Source organism: Azospirillum brasilense (assembly GCF_001315015.1).
GTDB classification, from domain to species: domain Bacteria; phylum Pseudomonadota; class Alphaproteobacteria; order Azospirillales; family Azospirillaceae; genus Azospirillum; species Azospirillum brasilense.
The window spans coordinates 247,831-262,579 of record NZ_CP012917.1 but is presented as its reverse complement, the minus strand read 5'-3'; the positions used below and the strand labels follow the sequence as shown (position 1 = coordinate 262,579).

Here is a 14,749-nt window from a genome sequence, read left to right as displayed (position 1 = left end):
AGCCCGTCTGTCCTCCTTTGGAGGAAGCAGGGCACTCGCATTCGGCCATTATAGCCCTCGCCCCTCCGGGGAGAGGGAGGGGACCCGCGCCGCAGGCGTGGGGAGGGTGAGGGGGACCAGTGCGCCTGCGGCGCACCGCCAAGGGGCGTGCTGCCCCTTGGCAATCCCCTGGCGCGGGCTTGCAGCCCACGCTGCCCCCTCACCCTGCCCTCTCCCCGGAGGGGAGAGGGATTCCAGGGCCGGGGCGTCAGTCCGCCGCGATCGTCTCGCGGGGCGGGAGGGACGCGGCGATCCCGGCGAAGGCTTGCTCGACCAGCCGGCGCTGGTCGGCCTCGTGGTCGCCGTGGAAGCTGCCGGCGGGCGACGCCGCCTCGTCGCGGGCCACGCAGGCGACGCGCGGTTCGGCGCAGCCGGCGGCCGCGCGCAACGCCTCCAGACGGCGGTCCAGATAGCTCCAGGCGCCGAGATTGCACGGCTCCTCCTGCACCCAGGCGCAGGACGCGCCCGGCCAGCGGCGGAACAGCGCCGACAGCGCGGCGTCGGGCAGAGGGTACAGCGATTCCAGCCGGACCACCGCCACGGCCTCGGCGCTGCGCTCGGCCCGTTCGCGCTCCAGCTCGTAGGCCAGCTTGCCGCTGCACAGCAGGATGCGCTCGACCCGCGCCCCGGCGGTGACGATCACCGGCTGGAAGGCGGTGCCCGGCGCGCAGTCGGCCAGGGTCGACACGGCGGCGGGCAGGCGCAGCAGCGTCTTCGGGCTCAGCACCACCAGCGGCTTGCGGTCGCGGCGCAGCATTTGCCGGCGCAGCAGGTGGAAGTAGTTGGCCGGGGTCGAGGGGTGGGCGACGCGGATGTTGTCGCGCGCCGCCATCTGGAGGAAGCGTTCCGGCCGGGCGGAGGAGTGTTCCGGCCCCTGCCCTTCCAACCCGTGCGGCAGCAGGATGACGAGGCCGGAGGGCTGGCGCCACTTGTCCTCGGCGCTGACGATGAACTGGTCGATCATGATCTGCGCGCCGTTGGCGAAGTCGCCGAACTGCGCCTCCCAGATCACCAGCGCGTCGGGCCGCTCCAGGCTGTAGCCGTATTCGAAGCCGAGAACGGCGTATTCCGACAGCGGGCTGTTGACCACGTCGAACCGCGCCTGCTCCACCCCCAGATGGTTCAGGCTGACATGGCGGCGCCCGGTGTTGGTGTCGGTCAGCGCGAAATGGCGGTGCGAGAAGGCGCCGCGCACCACGTCCTGGCCGGTCAGCCGCACCGGCGTGCCCTCGGCCAGCAGCGTGGCGAAGGCCAGCGCCTCGCCGGTCGCCCAGTCCAGCGGCTCCTCGGCGCGACGGCGGATGACGCGCTCCACCTTGCGGTCCACGGCGAGCCCGTCGGGAATGGCGGCCAGCGCCGCCAGCAGCCCACGCAGCCGGTCATCGGCAATGCCGGTGTCCGGTTCGGCGGGAGGCGCGCCGGCCGGGGCGAAGGGCGCCCAGCGCCCGCCGGGGAAGCCGTCGTGGTTCGGCCGATGGTCGGAGGCCGCGGCCAGCGCCTCCTGGAAGCGGGTCTTGTGCCCGGCGGCCAGCGCCTCGGCCTCCTCGGGGCCAACCAGCCCGTCAGCCGCCAGCCGCTGCGCGTAGAGCGCGCGGGCCGGCGGGTGGGCGTCGATCGCCTTGTAGTCGAGCGGCTGGGTGAAGCGCGGCTCGTCGATCTCGTTGTGGCCGTTGCGGCGGTAGCCGACGAGATCGATCACCGCGTCGCGTCCGTGCGCCTGCCGGAAGGCCACGGCGAGGTCGGCGGCGCGCAGGGCGGCGTCGGGGTCGTCGGCGTTGACGTGCAGGATGGGGCTGTCCACCGCCTTCCACAGGCCGGTGCAGTGGAGCGAGGTCCGCGCCTCCTCCCGCTCGGTGGTGAAGCCGATCTGGTTGTTGACGATGACGTGGATGGTGCCGGCGACGGTGAAGCCGGGCACGCCGGACAGTTGCAGCGCCTCCGTCACGCTGCCCTGGCCGATCACGCTGGCGTCGGTGTGCAGCAGCACGCAGAGCACCCGCTTGGCCTCGCCGCCCTGCTCCCGCTCCAGGTCCTGACGCGCCCGCGCGCGGCCCAGCGTGACCGGGTTGATGGCTTCCAGATGCGACGGGTTGGGCGACAGGGTCAGCGCCAGCGACCGCTCGCCGAAGGTGAGGTTGCTCTCCACCCCCATGTGATAGGGCACGTCGGCGGGAACCGGCGGGTCGGCCAGGAAGGGATGCATGCCCTTGATCCCGGCGAACAGCTCGACCAGCGGCTTGCCCAGCGCGTTGGCCATCAGGCTGAGCCGGCCGCGGTGCATGGTCCCGACCTGCACCTCGGTGACGCCCGCCGCCGCCGCCGCCGCGAGGATGCGGTCGAGCAGCGGGATCAGCGTCTCCATGCCCTCCGCCCCGAACCGCTTCTTGGTCGGGTAACGGACGCCGAGCAGCCGTTCGAACTCCTCCGCCGCGGTCAGCAGCGCCAGGGCGCGGCGGCGCGCCTCGGCGGGCGGAGCGGTCTCCGCCCCCTCATAGGCGTCGCGCAGCCAGGAGCGCAGCGCCGGATCGTCGATGTGCGCGGTCTCCAGCGTCAGCGTGCCCTGGTAGAGCCGGCGCAGGCGCACGGTCTGGGCGTCCTCGGACGCGGAGAGTTCGGGAGGCGCGGCGCGGCCCAGCGGGTCGAGCGCGGCGGCGGCGTGGCCGCGCTGGCGGATCTCCTCCTGCCGCAGCGGAACCGTCGGATCGCCGGCCGGGGCGCCGGACGGCATGCCGGCGGGAACGGCGCCCAGCTCGTCGAGGATCTGGAAGACGGCGCGCCAGCTCACGTCCACCGAGGCCGGGTCCTCGCGGAAACGTTCCTGCAACGCTTCGAGATAGGCGGCTCCGGCGGCGTTGAGCGGGGAGGACGGCCTAGACATGGCGCACACCGTTCATGCGATTGAACATCCGTCGGTTTGATGGCGGTCGGAGACCAGTTGCCTCCAGCTTACCGACCCATCGCGCGGTGCGGAGCGCATGGCGTGCCTGTAACAGATATTCATTGCGGGCATAGCAAACCGTCCGCGTCCGCACCGGTCGGGGGCGGGATCGCGCGGGTTTCGAGTGAAACCGTTCGTACCGCTGATGGCTTGCCGCGCTTATGGCTGATATGCCGGCAATACGCATTCCGCTGTGCGGCCGCCTGATCCACTGTCAGGGTCACCACACTCTCCCCGGCCACCCACCGGGGTCCAAGCGCCTCGGGCCGGCATCGCCTCGTCCGGGCAACAAAAATCTCGGCCACAAAAATCTCGGGAGGAAGATCCACATGAAGCGCCGTCAATTCTTCAAGGGTGCCGCCGTCGTTGCCGGCGCCTCCACGCTCGCCGCCCCGGCCATCGCCCAGTCGGAGCCGACGATCCGCTGGCGCTGCGTGTCCAGCTTCCCGAAGAACATCGAGGTGCTCTACGGCAGCGCCGAAGTGCTGGCGAAGAACATCGCCGAGGCCACGGACGGCAAGTTCCAGATCCAGGTCTTCGCCGCCGGCGAGCTGGTCCCGGCGCTGCAGGCGCTCGACGCCGCCAGCAACGACACGGTGGAGATGGCCCACACCGCATCCTACTATTACGTCGGCAAGGACCCGAGCTTCGCCTTCGGCTGCTGCCTGCCCTTCGGCCTGAACACCCGCCAGCAGAACGCCTGGTTCTACCATGGCGAGGGCGGCAAGCTGCTGGAGGAGTTCTACGCCGGCCACAACCTGAAGGCGCTCGCCGGCGGCAACACCGGCTCCCAGATGGGCGGCTGGTTCCGCAAGGAAATCAAGAATGCGGAAGACCTCAAGGGGCTGAAGTTCCGCATCTCCGGCCTCGGCGGCCAGATCCTGTCCAAGCTGGGCGTCGTGCCGCAGCAGGTCAGCGGCGGTGACATCTACCCGGCGCTGGAGCGCGGCACCATCGACGCCGCCGAGTTCAACGGCCCCTACGACGACGAAAAGCTCGGCCTCTACAAGATCGCGCCGAACTACTATTACCCGGGCTGGTGGGACGGCACCTCGCTCCAGCATTTCTTCATCAACACGAACCGCTGGAACAGCCTGCCCAAGCATTACCAGGCGGCGCTGACCTCGGCGGCGGCGCTCGCCAACGTCGACAGCGTGGCGCGCTACGACGTGCTGAACCCGGCGGCGCTGAAGCGCGTGGTGGAGAAGGGCGCCAAGCTGCGCGCCTTCCCGCAGGACGTGCTGCAGGCCAGCCACAAGGCGGCCATGGAGCTTTACGACGAGCTGTCGGACAAGAACCCGACCTTCAAGAAGTTCTACGAGAGCTACCGCCGCTTCCAGAACGATTCGAACCTGTGGAACCAGGCGTCGGAATACGCCTACGACAGCGCCGTCCTCCGCCTCGCCCGGCGCTGATCCGGCACGTCCTCAACCATGACCGGGGAGCGGGTATGCCGCTCCCCGGCCGTGGCATCGTCGCGTTCCGCGCGACCGGCTTTTTCGGGAGGGCCTGCCCACCATGCCGAGCCCCAACGCTTCCCCTTTCATGACGGCCCTGGTCGGGGTCTGCCGGCTGGTCGACGCGGTCACCGCGCGGCTGGGCAAGGCGATATCCTGGCTGATCGTGCTGGCGATCCTGGTGTCGGCCGTCAACGCCGTCGTCCGCAAGATGTTCGACGTCAGCTCGAATTCATGGCTCGAACTGCAATGGGTGCTGTTCGCCGCGGTGTTCCTGCTCTGCTCCCCCTGGACGCTGAAGGAGGACGAGCACATCCGCATCGACATCGTGAACGCGCAGCTCGGCAAGCGCGCCCGCGACACCATCGACCTGTTCGGCCATCTGACCTTCCTGCTGCCCTTCAGCTTCGTGATGATGGTCACCTCCTGGCCCTTCGCCATCGCCTCCTACGCGATCGAGGAGCAGTCGATGAACGCCGGCGGCCTGCCGCAATGGCCGGCGAAGATGCTGATTCCGCTGGGCTTCACCGTGCTGTTCATCCAGGGCCTGTCCGAGCTGGCCAAGCGCGCCGCGATCATGTCCGGCCATCTGGAAGACCCCAACCACCGGGCCGGCGGCCATCTGGCGGCTGCCGAGGCCGAGGCGGAACGGCTGCTGGCGGCCGAACGCGAGCGCACCTCCCACCCCGATACCCTTCCCAGCCGGTGACCGCGCGATGAGCACGACCTCCCCCACCCCTTCGCCGCGCGCCGTCCGGCTGTCCGTCATCTCCCTGGTGCTGCTGGCGGTGGTCGCCGTGGCGCTCTACGTGTTGCCGGTGCCCGGCGCCGCGGCGCTCGCCGAACAGGACGGCTGGCGCGGCTGGTTCGGCCACAACATGGCGCCGATCATGTTCGCCACGCTGGTCGGGATGCTGCTGCTCGGCTACCCGGTGGCCTTCGCGCTGGCCGCCAACGGGCTGCTGTTCGGCCTGATCGGCATCGAGATCGGGCTGTTCCGCCCCGACCTGTTCCAGGCGCTGCCGGAGCGCGTCTACGGCACGATGAACAACGACGTGCTGCTGGCCGTGCCCTTCTTCACCTTCATGGGTCTGGTGCTGGAGCGGTCCGGCATGGCCGAGGATCTGCTCGACACCATCGGGCAGCTGTTCGGCTCGATCCGCGGCGGCCTGGCCTACGCGGTGATCTTCGTCGGCGCTCTGCTCGCCGCGACGACCGGCGTGGTGGCGGCGTCGGTGATCTCGATGGGCCTGATCTCGCTGCCGATCATGCTGCGCTACGGCTACGACCGCCGTCTGGCGTCGGGCGTCATCGCGGCGTCGGGCACGCTGGCCCAGATCATCCCGCCGTCGCTGGTGCTGATCGTCATGGCCGACCAGCTCGGCCGCTCGGTCGGCGACATGTACGAGGCCGCCTTCGTCCCCGGCCTGCTGCTGTCGGGCCTCTACGCGCTCTACGTCTTCGTCGTCTCGATGATCTGGCCGAAGGCCGCCCCCGGCCTGCCGCCGGAGGCCATCGCCCACCGCGAACCGAACGGCGCGCGCGGCGTCTGGCAGCTCGGCCTGCTGGCCCTGTTCGCGGGCGCGGTCGCCACCTGGGTGATGGGCCGCACCGACGTGAAGTCCGGCGCCGACTACGTCGTGCTGCTGCTCTCGGTGGCGGTGCTGGTCGCCTTCCTGGCGGCCGCCTTCAACCGCGGCTTCGGCGCGCAGCGCCTCGTCCTGCAGACCATCGCCACGGCGGCGCTGACCGCGGCGGCGGCGTGGCTGACGGTCAACGAATGGACCACCCTGGCCCTGATCGGTGACTCCATCGCGGCGGGCGCGCTCTACGCCCTGACGGTGGCGGTGGTGGAGCGGGCGACCGGCCGTCGCCTGATCTCCCGCATGGCCGAGCAGGCGACCTTCGTCATGGTGCCGCCGCTGGCGCTGATCTTCCTGGTGCTGGGCACCATCTTCATCGGCCTCGCCACCCCGACCGAGGGCGGCGCCATGGGCGCCGTCGGCGCGCTGGCGCTGGCGGCCATGAAGAAGCGCCTGAACTTCGACATGGTGCAGCAGGCCACCTATTCGACGGCCAAGCTGGCGGCCTTCGTGCTGTTCATCCTGATCGGCGCACGGGTGTTCTCGCTGACCTTCTACGGCGTCAACGGCCACATCTGGGTCGAGGAGCTGATGGTCTCGCTGCCCGGCGGGCAGATGGGCTTCCTGATCGCGGTCAGCGTGATGGTCTTCCTGCTGGCCTTCTTCCTCGACTTCTTCGAGCTGGCCTTCATCGTCATCCCGCTGCTGGCCCCAGCGGCGGATCGTCTGGGCATCGATCTGGTGTGGTTCGGCGTCATCCTGGCGGTGAACATGCAGACCAGCTTCATGCACCCGCCCTTCGGCTTCTCGCTGTTCTTCCTGCGCTCGGTGGCGCCGAAGGTGCCCTACATCGACCGCATCACGAAGAAGGAGACGGCCCCCGTCCTGACCAGCCAGATCTACTGGGGTGCTGTGCCCTTCGTGGTCATCCAGCTCGTCATGGTGGCCCTGGTGATCGCCTTCCCGCAGATGGTCATGCACTACAAGTCGACCGCCACCAAGCTCGACGACAAGCAGATCGAAGAGCAGTTCAAGGGCCTCGGCGGCGACCTGAACGACGACCTGCCGCCGCTGGAATTCAAGTGATCGAGACCGAGAGAGGGAGAGCGACATGCGCATCGCCGTCGTAGGAGCCGGGGCCGTTGGCGGCGCGCTGGCCGGGTATCTCGCCGCCACGGGCCGGCACGAGCTGTCGCTGCTGGCCCGCGGCGCCCATCTCGCGGCGATCCGCGAGGGCGGGCTGACCGTGCAGACGCCGAAGGGGACGCTGACCAGTCGGCCGCGGGCCAGCGACTCCGCCGAAGATCTCGGCCCTCAGGATGTGGTGATCGTCACGGTGAAGGGGCACGGGCTGCCGGCCCTGGCCGCGTCCTTCCCGGCGCTGTGCGGGCCGGACACGCTGGTGGTGGCGGCGCAGAACGGCATTCCCTGGTGGTATCTGTACGGCGCCGGCGACGGCGTGACGCCGGAACCGCTGGAGGTGGTCGATCCCGGCGGCGCCATCTGGGCGGCCATCGGCCCGGAGCGGGTCGCTGCCTGCGTGATGGAGGTGCTGCCCGCCCGCATCGTCGAGCCGGGAGTCGTCGCCCACACCGCCCTGCCGGTGCTGGCCTTCGGCGCCCCCCGGCCCGGCGACCACGCGGAGAAGCTGGCGGCCCTGGCGGATTCCTTCAACGCGGCGGGCGCCACCGCGCGCCTGCCCGCCGACATCCGCGTGCCGCTGTGGAGCAAGCTGATGCTCAACATGGCGGTCGGCCCGACCAGCGTGCTGACCGGCGCCACCATGGGTGCCATGGAGCAGGCCCCCGGCATGGCCGCCGTCCAGGGCCGGCTGATGCGCGAATGCCTGAACGTCGCCCAGGCCTGGGGCGTCGCCCTGCCCGACGACATCGACGAGCGGCTGAGCCGGGGCAGCGGCGTGCCCGGCCACAAGCCGTCGATGCTCCAGGATTTCGAAGCGGGGCGCAGCATGGAGATCGACCCCATCGTGACCACCGTCCTGGAGTTGGCCCGCCGCCGCGGCGTGCCGGTGCCGACCATCGAAACATTGTGGGCGCTGACCGCCCTGAAGGAGCGGGTGGCGCGCGCCGACTGAGCGCACAGGCCCCCACCCTAACCCTCCTCCGCTGTCGCAGGGGAGGGGACTGCCGCCGCTTCGCGAAAATCCCCCTCCCCTGCGCAGCGGGGGAGGGCCGGGGTGGGGGCAAGGACCAGCGCCACCAAAGAACGTCCCCGGAGAAAAAACGACATGTCCCCCGCTTCCGATCGCATCACCAACTTCATCGCCGGCTCCTGGCGTCCGGGCCGTGACCGGCTCGACATTTTCAACCCGTCGAACCTCGACGAACTGGCCGGCTCCTACTCGCTGGCCGGCGCCGACGACGTGGCGGAGGCCGTGGCCGCGGCGCGCGGCGCCCAGCCGCAATGGCGCGCCGCCACGGTGGAGCAGCGCTCGCTGGTGCTCGACTCCATCTCCCGCGCGCTGTTCGACCGCAAGGACGAACTGGCCCTCATCGCCGCGACCGAGGGCGGCAAGACCATCCCCGACGCGCTGGGCGAGATCACCCGCGCCGCCCACCTCGCCCGCTTCTTCGCCGCCGAGGCGCTGCGCGCGCCCGGCGAGACGCTGGGCTCGGTCCGGCCGGGCGTCGAGGTTGACGTGACGCGCGAGCCGGTCGGCGTCATTGGCCTCGTCACGCCCTGGAACTTCCCGGTCGCCACGCCGATGTGGAAGATCGCCCCGGCGCTGGCCTTCGGCAACGCGGTGATCTGGAAGCCGTCGGAGAAGACCCCCGGCATCTCCATCGCCGTCACCCGCCTCATCGCGGAGGCGCTGGAAGCCCACGGCATGCCCAGCAGCCTGTTCAATCTGGTGATCGGCGCCGGCCCGAATGTCGGCGCCGCCGTGGTCGACACGGTGGACGCCGTGTCCTTCACCGGCTCGGTCAACACCGGGCGGCGCATCGCCGTCCGCTGCGCGGAACGCATGATCCGCGTCCAGCTGGAGCTGGGCGGCCAGAACCCGCTGGTCGTGCTGGGCGACGCCGACCCGGAGCGCGCCGCCGAGATCGGCGTCAACAGCGCCTATTTCCACGCCGGCCAGCGCTGCACCGCCACCGGTCGCTTCATCGTCGAGGATTCGATCCACGACGCCTTCGTCGCCGCGATGACGGAGCGGATGGCGGCGCTGCGCGTCGGCCACGCCCTGTTGCCGGAGACGCAGATCGGTCCGGTCATCGACGAGTTCCAGCTCACCAAGAACCTGCAATACATCGACACCGGTTTGAAGGAAGGCGCGCAGTTGGCCTCCGGCGGCGGGCGGCTGGACCGGCCGACGCGCGGCTGGTTCCTCGCCCCGACGCTGTTCACCGAAACCAGCAACGCCATGACCATCAACCGGGAAGAGGTCTTCGGCCCGGTCGCCAGCGTCATCCGCGTCAAGGATTACGAAGAAGCCCTGGCGGTGGCCAACGACACCGACTACGGCCTGTCGTCGGGCATCATCACCAACTCGATGAAGCACGCCCGCCACTTCCAGGCCAACATCCAGGCCGGCATGACCATGCTGAACCTGCCGACGGCCGGCGTCGACTACCACGTCCCCTTCGGCGGCCGGAAGATGTCGAGCTACGGCCCGCGCGAGCAGGGACGCTCCGCCATCGAGTTCTACACCATCATCAAGACGGCCTATCGCGCGCTGTGACGCCGAACCGAAGCCCAGGGAGAGCCTTCTTGTCCAACCACACCCTGACCGCCGGGCGGCCGGACTTCGCGACGGCCGTGCTCGCCCCCATCCACGCCATTGTCGGCGACCGCGGGCTGATCACCGACCCCGGCACCATGCAGCCCTTCATGGAATCCTGGCGCGATGGCTGGGTCGGCCGCTCGCCCGCCGTGGTTCTGCCCGACAGCACCGAGGCGCTGGCCGCGGTGGTGCGCATCTGCGCCGAGACGCGCACCCCCATCGTGCCCCAGGGCGGCAACACCGGCCTGACCGGAGCCAGCCAGCCGCACGCCGACGGGACGGAGATCGTCCTCTCGACCAACCGGCTGAACCGCATCCGCGAGATCGACATCGACAACGACACGATGACGGTGGAGGCCGGCTGCATCCTCGCCAACATCCAGAACGCGGCGCGCGACATCGGCCGGCTGTTCCCGATGAGCCTCGCCGCCGAGGGCTCCTGCCAGATCGGCGGCAACATCGCCACCAACGCCGGCGGCGTGCAGGTCGTGCGCTACGGCAACATGCGCAACCTCGTCGCCGGGCTGGAGGTGGTGCTGCCCGACGGGCGGATCTGGGACGGGCTGCGCGGGCTGCGCAAGGACAACGCCGGCTACGACATGAAGCAGATCTTCATCGGGTCGGAGGGCACGCTCGGCATCGTCACCGCCGCGGTGCTGAAGCTGTCGCCGCTGCCGCGCGCCACCGCCACGGCGCTGGTCGCGGTGTCGGCCCCCAGCGACGCCGTCGATCTGCTGACCCGCGCCAAGGGCGTGGCCGGCGACCGCATCATCACCTTCGAGCTGATCCAGCGCGACTGCATCGACGTGGCCCGCCGCCATGTGCCGGACGTACCCGACCCGCTGCGCGACCGTTATCCCTGGTACGTGCTGGTCGAGCTGGCCGACCAAGACGGCGGCAACCGCCTGATGGAGATGCTGGAAGGCATCCTGGAGGCGGGCATGGAGGCCGGCGAGGTGCTGGACGGCGTCGTCGCCGCCTCCAAGGCCCAGGCCGATTCGCTGTGGCGCATCCGCGAGGGCATCCCGGAGGGCCAGAAGCGCGAGGGCGTGTCCTTCAAGCACGACGTGTCGGTGCCGATCTCCCGCGTGGCGCGCTTCCTCGACCGCGCGAACGCGGCGCTGGAGCGGGAATGCCCAGGCATCCGCCCCTTCGCCTTCGGCCATCTCGGCGACGGCAACATCCACTTCAACCCGATCCAGGCGGAGGGCGGCGACCCGGCCGAATGGAAGGCGAAGCTGGCGACGGTCAACGCCATCGTCCACGACATCGTCGTCGAGCTGGGCGGGTCCATCTCCGCCGAGCACGGCATCGGGCGGCTGCGCATCGACGAGATGCCGCGCTACAAGTCGGCGGTCGAGCTGGACATGATGGCGACGCTGAAGCGCGCCTTCGATCCGCACAACATCATGAATCCCGGCAAGATCCTGCGCGCCTGAGCGCGGTTCCGCCAGTCAAGGATGAAACTCATGAAGGTCCTCGTCCCGGTCAAGCGGGTGGTCGATTACAACGTCAAGATCCGCGTCAAGGCGGACGGTTCCGGCGTTGAGACCGCCAACGTGAAGATGAGCATGAACCCCTTCGACGAGATCGCCGTCGAAGAGGCCGTCCGCCTCAAGGAAGCCGGCAAGGCGACCGAGGTCATCGTGGTCACCGTCGGCCCGACGGCCGCGCAGGAGACGCTGCGCACCGGCCTCGCCATGGGCGCCGACCGCGGCATCCTGGTCCAGACCGACGCTGAGACGCAGCCGCTGGCCGTCGCCAAGGTGCTCAAGGCGCTGGTCGACAAGGAAGGCCCCGATAAAAATGGGATAGGCCTGGTCATCCTGGGCAAGCAGGCGATCGACGACGACTGCAACCAGACCGGCCAGATGCTCGCCGCCCTGCTGGGCTGGCCGCAGGGCACCTTCGCCTCCAAGGTCGCGCCGGGCGAGGGCTCGGTCACCGTGACCCGCGAGATCGACGGCGGGCTGGAGACGGTGCAGCTGACGCTGCCGGCGGTCGTCACCGCCGACCTGCGCCTGAATGAGCCGCGCTACGCCTCGCTGCCCAACATCATGAAGGCCAAGAAGAAGCCCATCGAGACGCTGGCCCCCGACGCGCTGGGTGTCGACGTGGCGCCGCGCCTGACCACGCTCAAGGTCGCCGAGCCGGCCAAGCGCAAGGCCGGCGTCAAGGTCGCCGACGTGGCCGCCCTGGTCGACAAGCTCAAGAACGAAGCCCGCGCGATCTGAGGGGCCAATGCGCCTTGAAGGGAAAGTGATCTGACATGTCCATTCTCGTCATTGCCGAACACGACAACGCCGCGCTGAAGGCCGCCACGCTGAACGCGGTCAGCGCCGCCGCCAAGATCGGCGGCGACATCCATGTGCTGGTCGCCGGCCAGGGGGCGCAGGCCGTCGCCGAGGCGGCGTCCAAGATCGCCGGGGTGGCCAAGGTGCTGCTGGCCGACGACGCGGCCTACGCCCATCCGCTGCCGGAGAACGTCGCGCCGCTGGTCGTCAATCTCGCCAAGGGCTACGGCCCCGAAAAGTATGAACATCTTCTGGCCGCCGCCTCGTCGGAGGGCAAGAACCTGCTGCCGCGGGTCGCCGCGCTGCTCGACGTCGCGGCGATCTCCGACATCACCGGGGTGGTCTCCGCCGACACCTTCGAGCGGCCGATCTACGCCGGCAACGCCATCGCCACGGTGAAGTCCGCCGACCCGATCAAGGTCGTCACGGTGCGCACCACCGCCTTCGAGGCGGCCGCCGCGACGGGCGGCTCGGCGACGGTCGAGAGCATCGCCGGGACGGGCGACGCCGGCTCCGCCAAGTTCGTCGGCCAGGAGCTGACCAAGTCGGAGCGTCCGGAGCTGACGCAGGCCAAGATCGTCGTCTCGGGCGGCCGCGGCATGCAGTCGGGCGAGAACTTCAAGCTCCTGGAAGCGCTGGCCGACAAGCTGGGGGCGGCGGTCGGCGCCAGCCGGGCGGCGGTGGACGCCGGCTTCGTGCCGAACGACTACCAGGTCGGCCAGACCGGCAAGATCGTGGCGCCCGAGCTGTACATCGCCGTCGGCATCTCCGGTGCCATCCAGCACCTCGCCGGCATGAAGGACAGCAAGGTCATCGTCGCCATCAACAAGGACGAGGAGGCGCCGATCTTCCAGGTCGCCGACTACGGCCTCGTCGCCGACCTCTTCAAGGCGGTGCCGGAGCTGACGGCCGCGCTGTGACGCCATAGGCGTCGCCGGTCCCCCGGACGTCAGGCGCGACGGTCGGGGGCGTCCGGGAAACCGGCGCGGCTCAGCCGGTCCACGGCCGCCACCGCTTCGGCGTGGCAGGAGGGCGGGTGCCAGGCGAGGCCGCGCCCGACGATCCCGTCCTCCCCCGCCGCGTGCAGGGCGGCCAGACAGACCGGGGGCACCGGACCGCCCAGCAGCACGGCGCGGGCGTCCAGCCCGACGCGCCGCCCGTGGACGGGGTGGTCGGCGCAGAGCAGCCGGTCCGCCGCAGCGATGGCCGTCTCGGCCGCCGCCCCCAGCTCCGCCCGCAGCAGCGGCGCGGCGTCGAGCGCCAGCGCGCCGAAGCCCAGCGCGTCGATGACGGCGCTGTCCCCGATCGCCGGCAGGCGCGGGCGTGAAGCACCGATGTCCGGCCCCTGAGGCGCCGCCACCGGCGCGCTCGCCCAGCCCTCGCCCATCATGCCCGACAGGCGCAGCCCGAAGCGCACCCCGTTGCCGCCCGCCGCCGTCACCAGCGCCGCGCCCGGCACCCCGTCGCCGGCCAGCAGCATCGTTTTGCAGGCGGCCATCCAGGGGTTGAGGAAGAACTGCCCGGCCTCCTTCAGGAACGCACAGACCCCACCGGTCCCGCCCAGCCGCGACACCAGCGTCTCGGTCAGCAGCGCCGAAGCCACCCCGACGCGCCCGTGCAGCTCGTCCCCTTGCTCCATCGCCTCGCGGGCGATGGCGGACAGCGCCACCGGCCCGATCCCGGCCAGCGCCGGGCCAACCGTTCCATGCAGCAGGCGCAGCCGCTCCACCACCGCGCCGCTGACGATCCCGAAGCGCAGGGCGGGACCGCCGCCCTCGTTGAGCGGGCTGTAGGCGCGGGCGCCGGAGCCGCCGGCATCCTCCACCACATGCAGCCACATCGACCGCGACACGACGGCGGCGAGCGGGGTGACCACGCCGAAGTCCTGGGCCGGGCGCAGCGTCACGGTGCCGCTCCGCACCATGGCGCGGGCCTCCTCCACGCTGCCGGCCATGCCTTCGAACAGCAGCGCCGCTGCGGCGGCGTTGAGGATCGGCGGGCAGATTTCCGCCGGATCGGCGAAGGGCGGTCCGGCGTGCAGCAGCGTGTGGCGGTCCAGCCCGATCCGCTCCCCGGCGGTTCCGGTCTCCGTCCACACCGGATCGGCGGCCAGCATCCGTTCCACGGCCCGCGCGGTGGCGTCGTTCATCGCGTGTGTCCTTGCGTTCAACCCCTCTTCCGGGGCGGGAGAGGGGGTTTTACGGCAGATGCAGGGGCGCACGGCCGTAGCCGTTGCTGGCGTCGACCAGATGCAGCAGGTAGCGCAGGAAGACCGCCCGGTCCTCCTTGGGCAGCGGCGCGATGGTGCGGTCGTGGGCGCGCTGGGCCTTCTTGTCCATGCGGCGCAGCAGTTTCCGCCCCTCCGCGGTGATGGCGGCCAGCTTCATGCGCTTGTCCACTGGACTGGCCCGGCGCTGGATCAGACCGCGCTCGGCCAGCCGGGCCAGAACGCCCGCCGTGGTCGTGCGGTCGATGCCGATCTGGGCGCCCAGCGTCACCTGATCCAGGTCGGGCCGGTCCACCAGGGCGGTCAGCACGCTGTACTGGACGGGGGTCATGTTGAACTCCGCGCACTCCTCCATGAACATGGCCACGTGGATCTGGTGCAAGCGGCGGATGAGGAATCCGGGACGCTCCGCCAGGACGCGGTACGCCTCTTCGATCAGGGGGTCGTCTAAGGTCATCGCGGGCGG

General features: G+C 70.5%; 11 protein-coding genes. 8 read left to right on the top strand and 3 right to left on the bottom strand.

Going from position 1 to position 14,749, the window contains the following annotated elements; genetic code table 11:
* Positions 1-247: 247 nt before the first annotated feature.
* Complete coding sequence (locus AMK58_RS26080) at positions 248-2,917, bottom strand: 2-oxoglutarate dehydrogenase E1 component (protein ID WP_079285094.1); 2,670 nt, start codon at positions 2,915-2,917, stop codon at positions 248-250.
* A 389-nt stretch (positions 2,918-3,306) separates the two neighbouring features.
* Between AMK58_RS26080 and AMK58_RS26075 the strand changes: the two genes are divergently transcribed.
* The 8 genes from AMK58_RS26075 to AMK58_RS26040 all read left to right on the top strand — a co-directional run bounded on the left by AMK58_RS26075 (position 3,307) and on the right by AMK58_RS26040 (position 12,976).
* On the top strand, positions 3,307-4,392 hold the full coding sequence (locus AMK58_RS26075) for a TRAP transporter substrate-binding protein (protein WP_035671091.1): 1,086 nt from the start codon (positions 3,307-3,309) through the stop codon (positions 4,390-4,392).
* 130 nt (positions 4,393-4,522) lie between these two features.
* A complete protein-coding gene (locus AMK58_RS26070) occupies positions 4,523-5,143 on the top strand; it encodes a TRAP transporter small permease subunit (RefSeq protein WP_035671138.1) in 621 nt (206 codons plus the stop codon).
* A 169-nt stretch (positions 5,144-5,312) separates the two neighbouring features.
* Positions 5,313-7,103: a TRAP transporter large permease gene (locus AMK58_RS26065; protein ID WP_059399732.1), complete on the top strand. Its 1,791-nt coding sequence runs from the start codon at positions 5,313-5,315 to the stop codon at positions 7,101-7,103.
* 25 nt (positions 7,104-7,128) lie between these two features.
* Positions 7,129-8,112 carry a ketopantoate reductase family protein gene (locus AMK58_RS26060; protein ID WP_035678508.1) on the top strand — a complete coding sequence of 328 codons (984 nt, stop codon included), beginning with the start codon at positions 7,129-7,131 and terminating at the stop codon, positions 8,110-8,112.
* Between the two features lie 153 nt (positions 8,113-8,265).
* Positions 8,266-9,720 carry an aldehyde dehydrogenase family protein gene (locus AMK58_RS26055; RefSeq protein ID WP_059399643.1) on the top strand — a complete coding sequence of 485 codons (1,455 nt, stop codon included), beginning with the start codon at positions 8,266-8,268 and terminating at the stop codon, positions 9,718-9,720.
* Between the two features lie 29 nt (positions 9,721-9,749).
* A complete protein-coding gene (locus AMK58_RS26050) occupies positions 9,750-11,201 on the top strand; it encodes an FAD-binding oxidoreductase (protein ID WP_079285096.1) in 1,452 nt (483 codons plus the stop codon).
* 30 nt (positions 11,202-11,231) lie between these two features.
* Positions 11,232-11,996, top strand: a complete 765-nt coding sequence (locus AMK58_RS26045; protein ID WP_035677218.1) for an electron transfer flavoprotein subunit beta/FixA family protein — start codon at positions 11,232-11,234, stop codon at positions 11,994-11,996.
* Positions 11,997-12,031: 35 nt separating this feature from the next.
* Positions 12,032-12,976, top strand: coding sequence for an electron transfer flavoprotein subunit alpha/FixB family protein (locus AMK58_RS26040; RefSeq protein WP_059399642.1), 945 nt, complete (start codon positions 12,032-12,034; stop codon positions 12,974-12,976).
* A 29-nt stretch (positions 12,977-13,005) separates the two neighbouring features.
* On the opposite strand, the gene AMK58_RS26035 is transcribed toward AMK58_RS26040, so the two are convergent.
* Complete coding sequence (locus tag AMK58_RS26035) at positions 13,006-14,205, bottom strand: YlbE family protein (protein WP_059399641.1); 1,200 nt, start codon at positions 14,203-14,205, stop codon at positions 13,006-13,008.
* 49 nt (positions 14,206-14,254) lie between these two features.
* Entirely contained in the window at positions 14,255-14,740 is a 486-nt protein-coding gene (locus AMK58_RS26030) for a MarR family winged helix-turn-helix transcriptional regulator (RefSeq protein WP_051140919.1), read from the bottom strand.
* Between the last annotated feature and the right edge of the window lie 9 nt (positions 14,741-14,749).

Excerpts from the sequence above, each read along its gene's own strand:
- AMK58_RS26060 (WP_035678508.1), top strand. The coding sequence starts at position 7,129 with ATGCGCATCGCCGTCGTAGGAGCCGGGGCCGTTGGCGGCGCGCTGGCC.
- AMK58_RS26030 (WP_051140919.1), bottom strand. The coding sequence starts at position 14,740 with ATGACCTTAGACGACCCCCTGATCGAAGAGGCGTACCGCGTCCTGGCG.
- AMK58_RS26070 (WP_035671138.1), top strand. The coding sequence starts at position 4,523 with ATGACGGCCCTGGTCGGGGTCTGCCGGCTGGTCGACGCGGTCACCGCG.
- AMK58_RS26035 (WP_059399641.1), bottom strand. The coding sequence starts at position 14,205 with ATGAACGACGCCACCGCGCGGGCCGTGGAACGGATGCTGGCCGCCGAT.
- AMK58_RS26065 (WP_059399732.1), top strand. The coding sequence starts at position 5,313 with ATGGCGCCGATCATGTTCGCCACGCTGGTCGGGATGCTGCTGCTCGGC.
- AMK58_RS26075 (WP_035671091.1), top strand. The coding sequence starts at position 3,307 with ATGAAGCGCCGTCAATTCTTCAAGGGTGCCGCCGTCGTTGCCGGCGCC.
- AMK58_RS26080 (WP_079285094.1), bottom strand. The coding sequence starts at position 2,917 with ATGTCTAGGCCGTCCTCCCCGCTCAACGCCGCCGGAGCCGCCTATCTC.
- AMK58_RS26040 (WP_059399642.1), top strand. The coding sequence starts at position 12,032 with ATGTCCATTCTCGTCATTGCCGAACACGACAACGCCGCGCTGAAGGCC.
- AMK58_RS26045 (WP_035677218.1), top strand. The coding sequence starts at position 11,232 with ATGAAGGTCCTCGTCCCGGTCAAGCGGGTGGTCGATTACAACGTCAAG.
- AMK58_RS26055 (WP_059399643.1), top strand. The coding sequence starts at position 8,266 with ATGTCCCCCGCTTCCGATCGCATCACCAACTTCATCGCCGGCTCCTGG.